Origin of the sequence: Streptomyces incarnatus (assembly GCF_001027185.1) — a bacterium.
Taxonomy (GTDB): domain Bacteria; phylum Actinomycetota; class Actinomycetes; order Streptomycetales; family Streptomycetaceae; genus Streptomyces; species Streptomyces puniciscabiei.
This window is the reverse complement of sequence record NZ_CP011497.1, coordinates 6,307,046-6,321,779: the sequence shown is the minus strand read 5'-3', so window position 1 is coordinate 6,321,779 and position 14,734 is coordinate 6,307,046. Positions and strand designations below refer to the sequence as shown.

Sequence of the window (14,734 nt, the reverse complement as noted above, 5' to 3'; positions counted from 1 at the left end):
TGCACAACAGATTTTGCGCAACGTCTCTTTCGCATCCGCCCATGAGAAAGCCCCGGCTGCCCGCAGAGGCGACCGGGGCCCAGCGCGGCGTCAGCGCGGCGTCAGCGCACGGGATGCCCCGCCGCCCGCAGCGTCTCCTTCACCTCGCCGATCCGCAGATCCCCGAAGTGGAACACCGACGCGGCCAGCACGGCGTCCGCGCCCGCCTCGATCGCCGGCGGGAAGTCGGCCAGCTTGCCGGCACCGCCCGAGGCGATCACCGGCACGGTGACGTGCTTGCGGACGGCGGCGATCATCTCCAGGTCGTAGCCGTCCTTGGTGCCGTCCGCGTCCATGGAGTTCAGCAGGATCTCGCCGGCGCCCAGCTCGGCCGCCCGGTGGGCCCACTCGACCGCGTCGATCCCGGTGCCGCGCCGGCCGCCGTGCGTCGTGACCTCGAAGGAGCCCGACTCGGTGCGGCGCGCGTCCACCGACAGCACCAGCACCTGCCGGCCGAAGCGCTCGGCGATCTCGCGGATCAGGTCGGGGCGGGCGATCGCGGCGGTGTTCACGCCCACCTTGTCGGCGCCCGCCCGCAGCAGCTTGTCCACGTCCTCGGCCGTACGGACGCCACCACCGACCGTCAGCGGGATGAACACCTGCTCCGCGGTGCGCCGCACCACGTCGTACGTCGTCTCCCGGTTGCCCGAGGACGCGGTGATGTCCAGGAACGTCAGCTCGTCGGCGCCCTCGGCGTCGTACACCTTGGCCATCTCGACGGGGTCGCCCGCGTCGCGCAGGTTCTGGAAGTTGACGCCCTTGACGACCCGGCCGTTGTCCACGTCCAGGCAGGGGATGACTCGGACCGCCAGGGTCATGACTGCTCAGGCTCCTCTGAATGCTTCGAGTTCTACTTCGACCAGGATGCGGGGATCGACGAACCCCTCCACGACCAGCAGGGTCGAGACCGGGCGTACGGAGTCGAAGATCTCCTTGTGCGCCCGGCCGACGGCGTCCACGTCCCGCACATGGGTCAGGAACATCCGCGTACGGATGACGGAGTCGATGCCGAGTCCGAACTCGCCGATCGCCTCGAGGGCGCTGGTGAAGGCCACCTTGGCCTGTTCGTACGGGTCGCCCTCGCCGTACAGCACATCGCCCCGGAAGGACGTCGTGCCCGCCACCAGCACCCGGTCCCCCGCCGCGACGGCGCGTGCGAAACCGAAACTCTCTTCCCAGGGACTTCCGCTCTGCACCCGCCGCACGGCTTCGGACGTCATGACGACACAGCCTCCAAGGCCTCTTCCAGGGTGAACGCCTTCGCGTACAGGGCCTTCCCGACGATGGAGCCCTCGACACCGAGGGGTACCAGCTCGGCGATGGCGCGCAGGTCGTTCAGGGACGACACGCCGCCGGAGGCCACGACCGGGCGGTCGGTGGCCGCGCAGACGTTCCTCAGCAGCTCCAGGTTCGGGCCCTGCAGCGTGCCGTCCTTGGCGATGTCCGTCACCACGTACCGCGCGCAGCCCTCCTTGTTGAGGCGCTCCAGCGTCTCGTAGAGGTCGCCGCCGTCCCGGGTCCAGCCGCGGCCGCGCAGGGTCGTGCCGCGCACGTCCAGGCCGACCGCGATCTTGTCACCGTGCTCGGCGATCACCTTGGCGACCCACTCCGGGGTCTCCAGGGCCGCCGTACCGAGGTTCACGCGGGTGCAGCCGGTGGCCAGGGCGGCGGCCAGCGAGGCGTCGTCGCGGATGCCGCCGGACAGCTCCACCTTGATGTCCATCGCCCTGGCGACCTCGGCGATCAGCTCACGGTTGTCGCCGGTGCCGAAGGCCGCGTCCAGGTCGACCAGGTGCAGCCACTCGGCGCCGGAGCGCTGCCAGGCGAGGGCGGCCTCCAGCGGGGAGCCGTAGGAGGTCTCCGTGCCGGACTCGCCGTGCACGAGGCGGACGGCCTGGCCGTCGCGGACGTCGACGGCGGGGAGGAGTTCGAGCTTGGCCATGTCTCTACAGGGTTCCGATCCAGTTGGTGAGGAGCTGGGCGCCGGCGTCGCCGGACTTCTCGGGGTGGAACTGGGTGGCCCACAGGGCGCCGTTCTCCACGGCGGCCACGAACGGCTTGCCGTGCGTCGACCAGGTCACCCTGGGGGCCGCGATCACCGGGTTGTGCGACTCCAGCTGCCAGTCGTGGACGGCGTAGGAGTGCACGAAGTAGAAGCGGGCGCCGGCGTCCAGGCCGGCGAACAGCTGCGAGTCGGCGGGGGCGTCGACGGTGTTCCAGCCCATGTGGGGCACGACGTCGGCCTCGAGCGGAGCGACCGTGCCGGGCCACTCGTCCAGGCCCTCGGCCTCCACACCGTGCTCGATGCCGCGCGCGAACAGGATCTGCATGCCGACGCAGATGCCCATCACGGGCCGGCCTCCGGACAGCCGGCGGTCCACCACCCAGTCACCACGGGCGGCGCGCAGACCCTGCATGCACGCGGCGAACGCGCCGACGCCGGGCACCAGCAGCCCGTCGGCGTTCATGGCCTTGTCGAAGTCGCGCGTGATCTCGACGTCGGCTCCCACGCGCGCGAGGGCGCGCTCGGCGGAACGGACGTTTCCGAAGCCGTAGTCGAAGACGACGACCTTCTTCGCGACCGCGGTCAATTCCACACCCCCAGCCGCATGACACCCGCCACCAGGCACAGGCCCGCGCCGATCGAGAGCAGCACGATCAGGCTCGCGGGCATCTTCTGCTTGACGAAGGAGATGATGCCGCCGACCAGGAAGAGACCGACGACGATCAGCAGGGTGGAGAGGCTGTTCATGGCTTTACAGCGCGCCCTTCGTCGAGGGGAGGATGCCGGCCGCGCGCGGGTCGCGCTCGGAGGCGTACCGCAGCGCCCGGGCGAGGGCCTTGAACTGGCACTCCACGATGTGGTGCGCGTTGCGCCCGTACGGCACGTGCACGTGCAGCGCGATCTGCGCCTGGGCGACGAAGGACTCCAGGATGTGCCGGGTCATCGTGGTGTCGTACTCGCCGATCATCGGCGCCATGTTCTCGGGCTCGGTGTGCACCAGGTACGGGCGGCCGGACAGGTCGACGGTGACCTGGGCGAGGGACTCGTCCAGCGGGACCGTGCAGTTGCCGAAGCGGTAGATGCCCACCTTGTCGCCGAGGGCCTGCTTGAAGGCGGCGCCGAGCGCGAGGGCGGTGTCCTCGATGGTGTGGTGGGAGTCGATGTGCAGGTCGCCGTCGGTCTTCACGGTCAGGTCGAACAGACCGTGCCGGCCGAGCTGGTCGAGCATGTGGTCGTAGAAGCCGACGCCGGTGGCGATGTCGGTCCGGCCGGTGCCGTCGAGATCGATCTCGACGAGCACCGAGGTCTCCTTCGTGGTGCGCTCTATGCGTCCAACGCGGCTCATGCCTTACAGCTCCTTCTTCACTTCACGGACCGCGTCGAGGAACGCGTCGTTCTCCTGCGGGGTGCCGGCGGACACCCGCAGCCACCCCGGTACGCCGTTGTCCCGGACCAGCACGCCCCGGTCGAGGATCTTCTGCCAGGCGGTGTGGGCGTCCGTGAACCGGCCGAACTGCACGAAGTTCGCGTCGGACTCAGTGACCTCGTAGCCGATCGCGCGCAGCTCGGCGACCAGCCGGTCCCGCTCCGCCTTCAGCTGCTCGACGTACCCCAGCAGCGTGTCGGTGTGCTCCAGGGCGGCCAGCGCGGTCGCCTGGGTGATCGCCGACAGGTGGTACGGCAGCCGGACGAGCTGGACGGCGTCCACGACGGCCGGGTCGGCGGCGAGGTAGCCGAGGCGCAGGCCCGCCGCCCCGAACGCCTTGGACATCGTGCGGGAGACGACCAGGTTCGGGCGGCCTGCCAGCAGCGGCAGCAGCGAGTGGCCGTGGCTGAACTCGATGTACGCCTCGTCCACGATCACCATCGACGGCTTGGCGGCCTGCGCCGCCTCGAACAGCGCGAGGACCGTCTCGGGCGGGACCGCGTTGCCCGTGGGGTTGTTGGGGGTGGTGATGAAGACGACGTCCGGCTTGTGCTCGGCGATCGCCCGCTCGGCCGCCGCGAGGTCGATGGTGAAGTCCTCGTTGCGGGGGCCGGAGATCCAGCCCGTGCCGGTGCCGCGCGCGATGAGCGCGTGCATCGAGTACGACGGCTCGAAGCCGATCGCCGTACGGCCCGGCCCGCCGAAGGTCTGCAGCAGCTGCTGGATGACCTCGTTGGAGCCGTTGGCGGCCCACACGTTCTCGGTGCCGAGCGGGTGCCCGCCCGTCTTCGTCAGGTACTTGGCCAGCTCGGTGCGCAGCTGGACCGCGTCCCGGTCGGGGTAGCGGTTCAGGTCGCGGGCGGCTTCCCGCACCCGCTCCGTGATCCGCTCGACCAGCGGCTCGGGCAGCGGGTAGGGGTTCTCGTTGGTGTTCAGCCGTACGGGGACGTCCAACTGGGGCGCGCCATAAGGGGACTTGCCACGCAGCTCGTCCCGTACGGGAAGATCGTCGATCCTGGTCACTTGCCCTCTGGAACCTTCCACCCGAAACGTGCCTTGACCGCAGCGCCGTGCGCCGGCAGGTCCTCCGCCTCCGCCAGCGTCACCACGTGATGGGCGACCTCAGCGAGCGCGTCCTTCGTGTAGTCCACGATGTGGATGCCGCGCAGGAAGGACTGCACGGACAGGCCCGAGGAGTGGCAGGCGCAGCCGCCGGTGGGCAGGACGTGGTTGGACCCGGCCGCGTAGTCGCCCAGCGAGACCGGCGCCCAGGGGCCGATGAAGATCGCGCCCGCGTTCTTCACCCGGTCGGCCACCGCGGCGGCGTCCGCGGTCTGGATCTCCAGGTGCTCGGCGCCGTACGCGTCGACCACCCTCAGGCCCTCCTCGATGCCGTCGACCAGGACGATCGCGGACTGCCGGCCCTTCAGGGCGGGCACGATCCGGTCGTCGACGTGCTTGGTGGCGGCGACCTGCGGCTGCAGCTCCTTCTCCACCGCCTCCGCGAGCTCGACGGAGTCGGTGACCAGGACGGCCGCCGCGAGCGGGTCGTGCTCGGCCTGGCTGATCAGGTCCGAGGCCACGTGCACCGGGTCGGCCGTGTCGTCCGCGAGGATCGCGATCTCCGTCGGGCCGGCCTCGGCGTCGATGCCGATCCTGCCGGTGAAGAAGCGCTTGGCGGCGGCGACCCAGATGTTGCCGGGGCCGGTGACCATGTTGGCGGGCGGGCAGGACTCGGTGCCGTAGGCGAACATCGCGACGGCGGTGGCGCCGCCGACCGCGTAGACCTCGTCCACGCCGAGCAGCGCGCAGGCGGCGAGGATCGTCGGGTGCGGCAGCCCGCCGGCTGGATCATTTTCAAAAGCGGGGGCCTGGGGCGGGGAGGCGAGCGCGATCGAACCGACACCGGCCTCCTGGGCCGGTACGGCGTTCATGATCACGGAGGACGGGTAGACGGACCTGCCGCCCGGCGCGTACAGCCCGACGCGCTCGACCGGCACCCACTTCTCGGTCACCGAGCCGCCGGGCACCACCTGCGTGGTGTGGGTGCCGCGGCGCTGCTCGCGGTGGACCAGGCGGGCGCGGCGGATGGACTCCTCCAGCGCGGCGCGCACGGCCGGGTCGAGGTCCGCGAGGGCGTCGGTGAGCGCCTGGGCGGGGACGCGGACGGATTCCAGCCGTACTCCGTCGAACCGCTCGGCGAAGTCGATCAGCGCCGCGTCGCCACGATGATGCACGGCCTCGCAGATCGGCCGCACCTTCTCCAGGGCGGCCGCTACGTCGAAGTCGGCTCGGGGCAGCAGGTCGCGCAGGGCGGGGCCCTCGGGAAGGGCGTCGCCGCGCAGATCGATTCGGGAGATCACAGTCCCAATTCTCTCAGACCGCACTCCCGAGCCGTGGGCGCGTATCAATGGCTGATACAGAACGTGGCGGAACTCGGAAGATCTCCTTCACATCTTGTGTTCCCGCAGTCACTCAGCGGGCATGAACGGTTGTACCAGGGCGCTGGACCGGGAGAGGAGAAAGGTGACCGAGGGGGCCGGCTTCGCCGCCGGGGACCTGCCGGACGAGCTGACCGCGGCCGAGGCGGGCATGTGGCAGGCCTTCCGCAACGGCAGTGTGTACGACCTGAGCAGCGGGGACGCCGTGGTGGACGATCCGCACGGCAGCCACCCCTGGGGCCCGGAGCGCGCCGTGCGGGCGCGGACCGTGGCCTGGCTGCTGCTGGACGGCCCGCCGGCGCTCGCGGGCCGGGTGTCCGCGCTGAAGCTGACCGGCGTGCGGATCACCGGCACGCTGGACCTCTCGGGCGGCACGGTACGGCCGTACGTCGAGCTGCGCGGCTGCCGCTTCGACGAGGAGGTCCTGCTGCCGGAGGCCCGGTTCACCACCCTGCGCATGGTGGACTGCGCGGTGCCCCGGCTGGAGGCGGCCCGGGTGCACACCGAGGGCGACCTGCATCTGCCGCGCTGCCGGTTCCGGTACGGGGCCCGGCTGACGGACGCCCACATCGGCACCGATCTGATGCTCAACGAGGCGGTGGCGTACCGCGACCGCAGCGGGCGGTCGATCTCGGCGGACGGCATGACCGTCGGCCAGGACCTCCAGGCGGAGATGCTCCAGTCGCACGGCGAGCTGCGGCTGCGCGGCGCCAAGGTCGGCGTGTCGCTCAGCCTGCGCGGCGCGCACCTGGACAACCCCTACGCCCGCTACGCCCTGAACGCCCCCCAGCTGACCGTCGAGCGCACCCTGTACCTGACCCCGGCCGGCGTGGGCAGCCCGCTGCTGAGCGGCACGACACCGGCGCGCGGGACGCGGATCCAGCGCTTCGAGTGCCGGGGCGGGATACGCCTGGACGACGGGCGCTTCGGGGACGCCGTCGACTTCGAGCGGGCCCGGTACACCCTCACCGACGACCAGGAGCTGTCGCTGCGCCGGGTGCACGCGTCGGAGCTGCGCTTCCTCGGGGACGGGCCGCAGCGCGGCAAGGTGGTGCTGTCCGGCGCGCGGATCGTCAGCCTGGTGGACCGGGCGGCGAGCTGGCCGGGCCCCGGCAACCTGCACATGGGCGGGTTCGTGTACGAGAACCTCGTCCCGCGCGGCCCGTTCCCGCTGACCGGCCGGCTGGAGTGGGTGGCGGCGGCCACCGCGGAGTACGCCCCGGAGCCGTACGAGCGGCTGGCGGCGGTGCTGCGGGCCGCCGGGGAGGACGAGGACGCGAGGGAGGTGCTGCTGGCCAAGCAGCGCCGGCGCCGCGAGACACTGCCGCTCGCCGGGAAGTTCTGGGGGTACGTCCAGGACTGGACGGTCGCCTACGGCTACCGGCCCGGCCGGGCCGCGGTGTGGATGGCGGTGCTGTGGGCGGCGGGCACGCTGGCGTTCGCCCACGCGGGCCATCCGCCGACCAACCACGACAGCCACCCGTACTGGAGTCCCGCCCTGTTCACCCTGGACCTGCTGCTGCCGGTGATCGACCTGGGCCAGGTCGGCCAGTGGCAGCTGCGCGGCGGCTGGCAGTGGCTGGCGGCCGTGATGATCCTGCTCGGCTGGATCCTGGCGACGACGGTGGCGGCGGGGGCGACCCGGCTGCTGCGGCGCAGCTGACGCGGACTTCGGCGGACTCGGGACATTCGGGGCAAAAGTTGAACAGTCACCCTTTACCGGTCCTTGACCCTTGACCGTACAACTTTCCGCGACTTCCGCGCACCCTCTGGCGCGGCGCCGACCTGCGGTCTTTCAATGGTCGTCACCATGGCTCTGCTCCCCTCGTTCATCCGCCCCACTCGGATGACCAGACGCTCCCTCCGCCCGGCCGGCCGACCGCCGACCGGGGACGAGGTCGTGCTCGACGCGCCCGACGACCGCCTCTCGCCCGCGCTGGTCGCGGCCGGCCGGGGCGAGTACCGGGCGGCGGCCGAGCTGCTCGCGGCCACCCGCGCCGGGGCCGAGTGGGAGAACCACGACCGGTACGCCCGGCGCCTGGCCGCCTTCGCCCGCTCGCGCCCGGAGTGGTTCGAGGCCTGGCGCGCGAACGCCCCGGAGGACCCCGCCCCGCTGCTGGTCGGGGCCCAGCTGGCGGTGGACCGCGCCTGGCCCTCGCCGGCCCGCGCCGAGCTGCTGCGCGAGGTGAGCCCGCTGATCACCGCCGCCGCCCGCGCCGACGACCGCGACCCGGTGCCCTGGCGGATCGCCCTGGACCACGCGCGCGGCTCACGGGCCGGGCACCGGTACTTCGAGGAGCTGTGGGAGGCGGCCGTCCGCCGCGCCCCGCACCACTACGGCTGCCACGTGGCCGCCCTGCGCTACCTGGCCACCTTCCGGCACGGCTCGCACGGCGCCTGCTTCGACTTCGCCGAGCGGGCCGCGCAGGACGCCCCGGCCGACTCGCCCGTCCAGGCCCTGCCGGCCCGGGCCGCCTTCGGCTACCTGACCGACGGCCGCGGCCCCGAGGTGCCGCGCGCCCGGCTGCACGCGGCCGCCGACCGCGCGCTCGCGCTCTCCGCGCGCTTCCCGGCGGCCGACCCGTGGCCCGCCGAGATCCGCAACAAGCTCCTGTACGTCCTGCTGCGCCTGGACCGCTGGGCGGACGCCCGCGCCGAGCTCGGCCGGATCGGCCCGTACGCCACGTCCTTCCCCTGGGAACGGTTCGCCGAGGACCCGCTCGGCCACTTCCTGCGGCTGCGCGAGCACCTGCTGGCGGCGGCTCCCGCGCCTGCCCCGGCCGGGCTGATCCCGGTGTCCGCGGACCGCGTCGGCGAACACGGCGGACACGCCGGTTCCGGTGACCACTAGGCTGGGGCGTCGTGACCACCGTCCGTCTCCCGCTCTTCCCCCTGAACACGGTGCTGTTCCCGGGGCTCGTGCTGCCGCTGAACGTCTTCGAGGAGCGCTATCGCGCCATGATGCGCGAGTTGCTCAAGACACCGGAGGACGAGCCGCGCCGGTTCGCCGTCGTGGCCATCCGCGACGGCTACGAGGTGGCGCCGAGCGCCCCCGGCATGCCGGACCCCACCGCACAGCCCGACCGCGGCCCGGCCGCGGGCTTCGGCCCCGACCCCCTCAAGGCCTTCCACGGGGTGGGCTGTGTGGCGGACGCGGCGACCATCCGGGAGCGCGCCGACGGCACGTACGAGGTGCTGGCGACGGGCACGACCCGGGTGCGGCTGCTCTCCGTCGACGCGTCGGGCCCGTACCTGACCGCGGAGCTGGAGGAACTGCCGGAGGAACCGGGCGACGAGGCGGGCGCGCTGGCCGAGGGGGTGCTGCGCTCCTTCCGCCAGTACCAGAAGCGGCTGGCGGGCGCCCGCGAGCGCTCCCTGTCGACGGGCGCCGACCTGCCCGACGACCCCTCGGTCGTGTCGTACCTGGTGGCGGCGGCCATGGTGCACGACACGCCGACGAAACAGCGGCTCCTCCAGGCCCCCGACACCGCGTCCCGCCTGCGCGACGAGCTGAAACTCCTTCGCGCCGAGACGTCCATCATCCGTAGCCTTCCGTCGCTGCCCGCGTTCGAGCTGACCCGGGCGCCGACGAGCCTGAACTGACGAGCCTGAACTGAGGAAGACGGCTGAGGAAGACGCATGGCGAAGAAGGCAAAGAAACAGCAGCAGTCCGGCGGCACTCCCGCGACGGTCGCCCTCTCCTCGGCCGGCGTGGCCTTCACGGTCCACTCCTACGACCACGACCCCTCCCACCCCTCCTACGGTGAGGAGGCGGCGGAGGCGATGGGCGTCTCCCCCGACCGCGTCTTCAAGACCCTGGTGGCCGACGTCGACGGCACCCTGACCGTGGCGGTCGTCCCGGTGTCCGGCTCCCTCGACCTGAAGGCCCTCGCGGCCGCGGTGGGCGGCAAACGGGCGACGATGGCCGACCCGGCGCTCGCCGAGCGCACGACGGGCTATGTGCGGGGCGGCATCTCGCCCCTGGGCCAGCGCAAGAGGCTGCCGACGGTCCTGGACGACTCGGCCGAGGCCCACGAGACGATCTGCGTCTCGGCGGGCCGACGGGGCCTGGAGGTCGAACTCGCGCCGGAGGACCTGGCGAAGCTGACGCAGGCGGTGCTGGCACCGATCGGGCGGGGCTGACGGACGCCTTACGGGCGGGAGCCACCGGGCGCCGATCAGGCGGGGCCACCGGGCGCCCGTCGGGCGGGGCTGACGGACGCCTTACGGGCGGGGGCCACCGGGCGCCGATCAGGCGGGGCCACCGGGCGCCTGTCAGGCGGGGCTGACGGACGTCTTATGGGCGGGGGCGCGGGCGCCTGTCGGGCGGGGCTGACGGACGCCTTTCCCGTGGGCGACAGCGGGCGCCCGAGGGAGCGAGCTCGGCCGGGCGGGTGCGCTCTCGGCCGACCGAGTCGGGTGGGCGGGTGGGAAACGGGGGGTCCAGGGGGGCGGAGCCCCCCTGGTTACGGCTGCTGCGGATACGGCAGCTCGGGATCCCGCGGCCCGAACAACGCCGTGAGCCCGAGGTGGACCAACAGCGCCCCCAACGGCCAGGCCAGCAGCGCACCCTTCGCCCCCAGCTTCAGCGGCGCCGAGAAGGTGACGCCCTTGCCCGCCTGCTTGGCATGCGCCAGCACGTCGGAGGTGGGCCCCAGCCATATCCCGAGCCGCCACGCCAGCAGCGACCCGAGCAGCGCGCCGACCCCGAGTGCCACCACGACCGGCACACCCCCGCGCCGCCGCGCCAGAAAGACGACCACCGCGCTGACCAGCCCGAACCCCAGCGCCAGCAGGGTGAACGTGCCGTCCACCCCCACCGCCTGCTCGCCCTCGCTGTCCTTGAGGTAGACGACCCAGCTCTTGTCGACCACGTCGCCGACCAGCGGCACATGCGGCGCCAGCCACCACCACAGCAGCCCGAGCAGCACCCCGCCCAGGGCCACGGCCACCGTGATCACGGCGGCCTCCCGCAGTTCGGTCTTCATCCCGGGGCCGTCCTGTTCGTACACGCCCCCGGACATCCCGGCGGGCGGCGGCGCCTGCCAGACGTCGTTCGGGGACTGGTTGTGCGGCGGCGGAGGCGGAGTCAGCGGTGCGGTCACCCTGACATCGTGCCAGGCCGTCCCGTGCGCCGCGTCACCGGACGGCGGCCCTGCGGTACGCCCGCGCCGCCACGGCCAGCGAGACGACTCCGACACCCGCGCACACCCCCAGGTCGGCCAGGACGACGGCCCAGTCCGGATGGGCCCCGAAGGTCCGGGCGTACGCCTCCACGCCGTACGTCGACGGCAGCAGATCCCGCGCCAGCCGTACGATCTCCGGCATCCGGTCGGCCGGCAGCACCCCCAGCAGCAGCGCCGCCGACATGCCCAGCTGCCCGAGCAGCGTGGCCAGCTCGGGCCGCGGCGCGAGCAGCCCGCAGGCGGCGCCGAGGCCGGACAGCGCGGCCCCGGCGAGCGGGATCACCGCCACCAGGATCCACAGATTGCCCAGCGGCAGCCCGAACAGGACGCACCCGAAGACGGCGGTCACCAGCGTCCCCGGCACGGTGAAGGAGGCGTACGCCGCCGCCGCGCCCAGCACCACGGCCGCCGGCGGCACCGGCAGGGTGGCGTAGTGATCGAGCCCGCCGCTGGCCCGCAGCTGCCCGAAGTACTGCGACAGCAGATTCAGCGCCACATAGGCGACGACCAGCACCGACGAACCCGCCACCACGGACTGGGCCTCACTGCCGCTGTCGACGACACCCCGCATCATCACGGTGATGCCGACGGACTGGAAGGTGGCCACGAACAGCAGCGGGATCCGCGCCACCCGGGCCCGCGACAGCTGCGCCCGGTAGACGGCCACGAGCGACGGCCACAGCCGCGCGGCCGGCCCGAGCTCGGCCGCGCCCGGCGCCGTCTCCGGCACGGCCCGGGCACCGCCCGGCAGAACCTCGGCGGGTACGACACTCACGACGAGCTGCTCCTCTTCCCCACGGCGGTCGCGCTGACCGACGTACAGACCCATACGCACCGCACGGCCGCCGCGCTCACGCCTTCACCAACCCCTGCCGGGCCGCCCCGCCGAGCGCCAGGTAGACGTCCTCCAGGCTGGGCGTGGCGAGGGTGAAGTCGTCCAGGGCGGCGAAGGCGGCCCCGCCGGTGACGGTGGCGACGGCGGCGCGGGCCTCCTCGGGCGCGAGCCGCAGCGTCCAGCGCCGGCCGGACTCCACGGCGCGCTCGCGCAGCGCGGCGACCTCCGGCACCTGAAGCGGCGCCCGGTCGCGCCACACCAGCTCGACCCGCACCTCGCCGGCGACCCGCTCCTTCAGCCCGGCCGGGGTGTCGCAGGCGATCACCCGGCCCTGGTCGATGACGGCGACCCGGTCCAGTACGGTCTCGGCCTCGATGACGTTGTGGGTGACCAGCAGCACGGTCGTACCGCGCTCGGCGCGCCGCCGGTCCACGGCCGCCCAGACCGCGCGCCGGGCCACCGGGTCCATGCCGGTGGTCGGCTCGTCCAGCACGAGCAGCGGCCGTTCGCCGACGAGGGCGGCGGCGAAGCAGGCGAGCCTGCGCTGCCCGCCGGACAGCTTCTTCAGCGCCCGCCCGGCGATCGGGGTGAGCCCCAGCTCCTCCAGTACGGCGTCCCGCTCGGCGCGGGCCCGCGTCACGTCCAGGCCGCGCAGGCGTCCGGTGGTCTCGGCGGCGAGGGAGACGGTCAGCTCGTCCAGGGCCGAGGACTCCTGCCCCAGGTAGGCGAGGAGGCGCGCGGCCCGCTCGGGGTGCCGGACGATGTCGTGCCCGAGGATCTCGACGCTGCCGGTGTCGGGCCGGAGCAGCCCGGTGAGCTGCCGTACGAGCGTGGACTTGCCGGCGCCGTTCGGCCCGAGCAGCCCGAAGACCTCGCCGCGCCGCACGTCCAGCTCGACCCCGTCGGTGGCCCGCACCTCGGGGGTGCCGGGCGCACCGCGCCGCCCCTTCACGGCCGGATAGGTCTTGCCGAGCCCGCGCACGCGTACGACCTCGTCCTGCCGAGGTGCCTGTGCCGCGCGCGTACTCACAAGGGACGAGAGTACGGGGTCGTAGCCCTTTACTCGCCTTTGGGGGCACTTCCGTACTCGGCCGGTAATGATTGCCCGGCGTCACTCCCCCGTCGCGCTCTCCGCAGCCGCCGGCACGTCGATCTCCCGCCAGAACCCCGCCCGAATGGCGTAGCGGTCGTGCTCGTCGATCTGGTCGTCCTTGTGGGCGAGCAGCCCGAACCGCGCGGCGTACCGCAGCAGCTCCCCGTCGATGCGGTGCGGGATGCGCGGGTACAGCTGCGAGAGCCGCTGCAGATGGACCTGGTCGCCGAGCCGGGAGATCCAGCGGCGGGCGAAGACCTGTCCCACCTCGTACGGGTCGCCGCCGACCGTGGTGATGTCCTCCTCGCGGTCGGCCCACCGCTGCTCCGCCGTGGTCAGCTGGGCCAGCGTCGGCATGGAGGCGACCTCGGGCGGCTCGGCGACCACGCCCGGCCGGTCCACCCAGCCCTTGTCGGAGGACCAGCGCAGGGTCGCGGTCGCCGGGTGCTGGACGGGCTGGGCGCCGGGGGCGCGCAGCGCGGCGAGGTCCTTGGGGGTGGGGACGCCCTTGTGGGCGGCGGCCCGTTCCTGGGTGCCGTTCTCCGTCACCGCGGCGGCCGGCTGGGGCGCGCCGTCCTCGGGCGGGCGCTCGGCCGCCGCCGCGAGCGCGGACTCCGGCAGCGGCGCGGAGAGGATCGCGGCGATCTCGGGGCGGGGCGCGGGCGGCGGGGCGCAGACGCCGGTCAGTTCCTTGGCGCGGACGGCCTGGGTGATCCAGGCGCGGTCCAGCACGCGCCGCTCGTCGGCCTCGGCGACCAGGTCCTCGGACTGGTTGTAGTCGCCGTCGGCGGCCTGTACGGCCCACAGGTGGACGGCGACGCCGTGCTCCTTGGCGGCCATCATGCCGGGCAGCAGATCGCCGTCGCCGGTGACGAGGACGACGTCGGAGCAGGCGCGGTTGCGGGCCAGCTCGGTCAGCTCGGCGTGCATGGCGGCGTCCACGCCCTTCTGCGCCCAGCGTCCGTCGCTTCGGGTGAGGGCGCCGAGCCGGACGGTGACCCGGGGCATCACGCGCAGCCGGCGATGCTCCGGTTGGGGGACGCGGTCGGGCGCGCCGTCGAACCAGTAGATACGCAGCAGCGGGCGCTCGGTCTCGGACTCCGCGCGTACCCGCAACGCCTGGATCAGCGCGGTGTGGTCGACGGTGATCCGGGACCGCGAGGGCTCACCGGCGAGGAGGCTGGCGGCGGCTCCCAGCAGGTACCCGGCGTCCACCAGGACGATGCAGCGGTCCACGCGACTCACCCTCTTCCCGGGAGGTTTTGCTTCGGACTTCCTTCGAGTCTGCCCGACGGCGCGGGGGTTAACGGCCCGAACTCGATCTTCGGCGTGGCGTTTCCGGATCCGTCGCTCCCACCTCCCCTGTCACACACGGTAATTATCCGACATGCGCTTGATGTCAGCGTATGTGAATCTGGTCCCGGCCCTGGCCCCTAGATCCCCCACAGGAGGCAGATCACCATGGCCAAGAACAAGAACCGCAAGCAGGCCGGCCCGCAGAACCGCGCGTCGCACGCCGAGCAGACCCACGAGCACGCGCAGCGGCAGACGGAGGCGCACGAGTCGCCGATGTCGCACGCCCAGGGCAGCCCGGCGGATGTTGCCGGCAAGAAGCGGAAGAGCTTCGGCCACAACTAAAGGGCAGTTGAAGCCCAGGCACACAGGAGGGGCGCACCCCTGGCGGGTGCGCCCCTTCGTGTGTGCCGCGG

Annotated in this window: 17 protein-coding genes; 5 read left to right on the top strand and 12 right to left on the bottom strand. The window is 73.0% G+C overall.

Features of this window, described 5'->3' with window-relative positions; genetic code table 11:
- Positions 1-101: 101 nt before the first annotated feature.
- The 8 genes from hisF to hisD are packed head-to-tail and all read right to left on the bottom strand — an operon-like array spanning position 102 to position 5,833.
- Positions 102-857, bottom strand: coding sequence for an imidazole glycerol phosphate synthase subunit HisF (gene hisF / locus ABB07_RS28560; RefSeq protein WP_208901404.1), 756 nt, complete (start codon positions 855-857; stop codon positions 102-104).
- A 6-nt stretch (positions 858-863) separates the two neighbouring features.
- Positions 864-1,259, bottom strand: coding sequence for a RidA family protein (locus ABB07_RS28555; RefSeq protein WP_208901403.1), 396 nt, complete (start codon positions 1,257-1,259; stop codon positions 864-866).
- Positions 1,256-1,981, bottom strand: a complete 726-nt coding sequence (gene priA / locus ABB07_RS28550; RefSeq protein ID WP_208901402.1) for a bifunctional 1-(5-phosphoribosyl)-5-((5-phosphoribosylamino)methylideneamino)imidazole-4-carboxamide isomerase/phosphoribosylanthranilate isomerase PriA — start codon at positions 1,979-1,981, stop codon at positions 1,256-1,258. Before priA ends, ABB07_RS28555 begins: the two co-directional genes overlap by 4 nt.
- 4 nt (positions 1,982-1,985) lie before the next feature.
- The gene (gene hisH, locus ABB07_RS28545) at positions 1,986-2,630 is read right to left on the bottom strand and encodes an imidazole glycerol phosphate synthase subunit HisH (RefSeq protein ID WP_208901401.1); all 645 of its coding nucleotides are present in this window, start codon (positions 2,628-2,630) and stop codon (positions 1,986-1,988) included.
- Positions 2,627-2,791, bottom strand: coding sequence for a hypothetical protein (locus ABB07_RS28540; RefSeq protein ID WP_055710050.1), 165 nt, complete (start codon positions 2,789-2,791; stop codon positions 2,627-2,629). Before ABB07_RS28540 ends, hisH begins: the two co-directional genes overlap by 4 nt.
- Before the next feature lie 4 nt (positions 2,792-2,795).
- Positions 2,796-3,389, bottom strand: a complete 594-nt coding sequence (hisB, locus tag ABB07_RS28535; RefSeq protein WP_055710051.1) for an imidazoleglycerol-phosphate dehydratase HisB — start codon at positions 3,387-3,389, stop codon at positions 2,796-2,798.
- Positions 3,390-3,392: 3 nt separating this feature from the next.
- A complete protein-coding gene (locus ABB07_RS28530) occupies positions 3,393-4,493 on the bottom strand; it encodes a histidinol-phosphate transaminase (protein WP_208901400.1) in 1,101 nt (366 codons plus the stop codon).
- On the bottom strand, positions 4,490-5,833 hold the full coding sequence (gene hisD / locus ABB07_RS28525; RefSeq protein WP_208901399.1) for a histidinol dehydrogenase: 1,344 nt from the start codon (positions 5,831-5,833) through the stop codon (positions 4,490-4,492). The genes ABB07_RS28530 and hisD overlap by 4 nt, the downstream gene beginning before the upstream one ends.
- A gap of 163 nt (positions 5,834-5,996) precedes the next feature.
- Between hisD and ABB07_RS28520 the strand changes: the two genes are divergently transcribed.
- The 4 genes from ABB07_RS28520 (at position 5,997) to ybaK (ending at position 10,054) form a co-directional block, all read left to right on the top strand.
- A complete protein-coding gene (locus ABB07_RS28520; RefSeq protein WP_208901398.1) occupies positions 5,997-7,574 on the top strand; it encodes an oxidoreductase in 1,578 nt (525 codons plus the stop codon).
- 135 nt (positions 7,575-7,709) lie between these two features.
- Positions 7,710-8,762 (top strand): serine/threonine-protein kinase, encoded by a 1,053-nt coding sequence (locus ABB07_RS28515; RefSeq protein WP_208901397.1) that lies wholly within the window; start codon positions 7,710-7,712, stop codon positions 8,760-8,762.
- 11 nt (positions 8,763-8,773) lie between these two features.
- Positions 8,774-9,514 (top strand): LON peptidase substrate-binding domain-containing protein, encoded by a 741-nt coding sequence (locus tag ABB07_RS28510; protein ID WP_208901396.1) that lies wholly within the window; start codon positions 8,774-8,776, stop codon positions 9,512-9,514.
- A gap of 36 nt (positions 9,515-9,550) precedes the next feature.
- A complete protein-coding gene (gene ybaK, locus ABB07_RS28505; protein WP_208901395.1) occupies positions 9,551-10,054 on the top strand; it encodes a Cys-tRNA(Pro) deacylase in 504 nt (167 codons plus the stop codon).
- Between the two features lie 323 nt (positions 10,055-10,377).
- Here ybaK and ABB07_RS28500 read toward each other — a convergent pair whose 3' ends face one another.
- From ABB07_RS28500 to ABB07_RS28485, 4 genes are all read right to left on the bottom strand, one after another.
- Positions 10,378-11,016 (bottom strand): AAA family ATPase, encoded by a 639-nt coding sequence (locus ABB07_RS28500; protein WP_208901394.1) that lies wholly within the window; start codon positions 11,014-11,016, stop codon positions 10,378-10,380.
- A gap of 34 nt (positions 11,017-11,050) precedes the next feature.
- Complete coding sequence (locus tag ABB07_RS28495; RefSeq protein WP_208901393.1) at positions 11,051-11,872, bottom strand: ABC transporter permease; 822 nt, start codon at positions 11,870-11,872, stop codon at positions 11,051-11,053.
- Positions 11,873-11,948: 76 nt separating this feature from the next.
- Positions 11,949-12,962: an ABC transporter ATP-binding protein gene (locus ABB07_RS28490; RefSeq protein ID WP_208901392.1), complete on the bottom strand. Its 1,014-nt coding sequence runs from the start codon at positions 12,960-12,962 to the stop codon at positions 11,949-11,951.
- An 81-nt stretch (positions 12,963-13,043) separates the two neighbouring features.
- The gene (locus ABB07_RS28485; RefSeq protein WP_208901391.1) at positions 13,044-14,261 is read right to left on the bottom strand and encodes an NYN domain-containing protein; all 1,218 of its coding nucleotides are present in this window, start codon (positions 14,259-14,261) and stop codon (positions 13,044-13,046) included.
- A gap of 225 nt (positions 14,262-14,486) precedes the next feature.
- On the opposite strand from ABB07_RS28485, the gene ABB07_RS28480 reads away from it, so the two are divergent.
- Positions 14,487-14,663, top strand: a complete 177-nt coding sequence (locus ABB07_RS28480) for a hypothetical protein (RefSeq protein WP_208901390.1) — start codon at positions 14,487-14,489, stop codon at positions 14,661-14,663.
- Positions 14,664-14,734 lie beyond the last annotated feature (71 nt).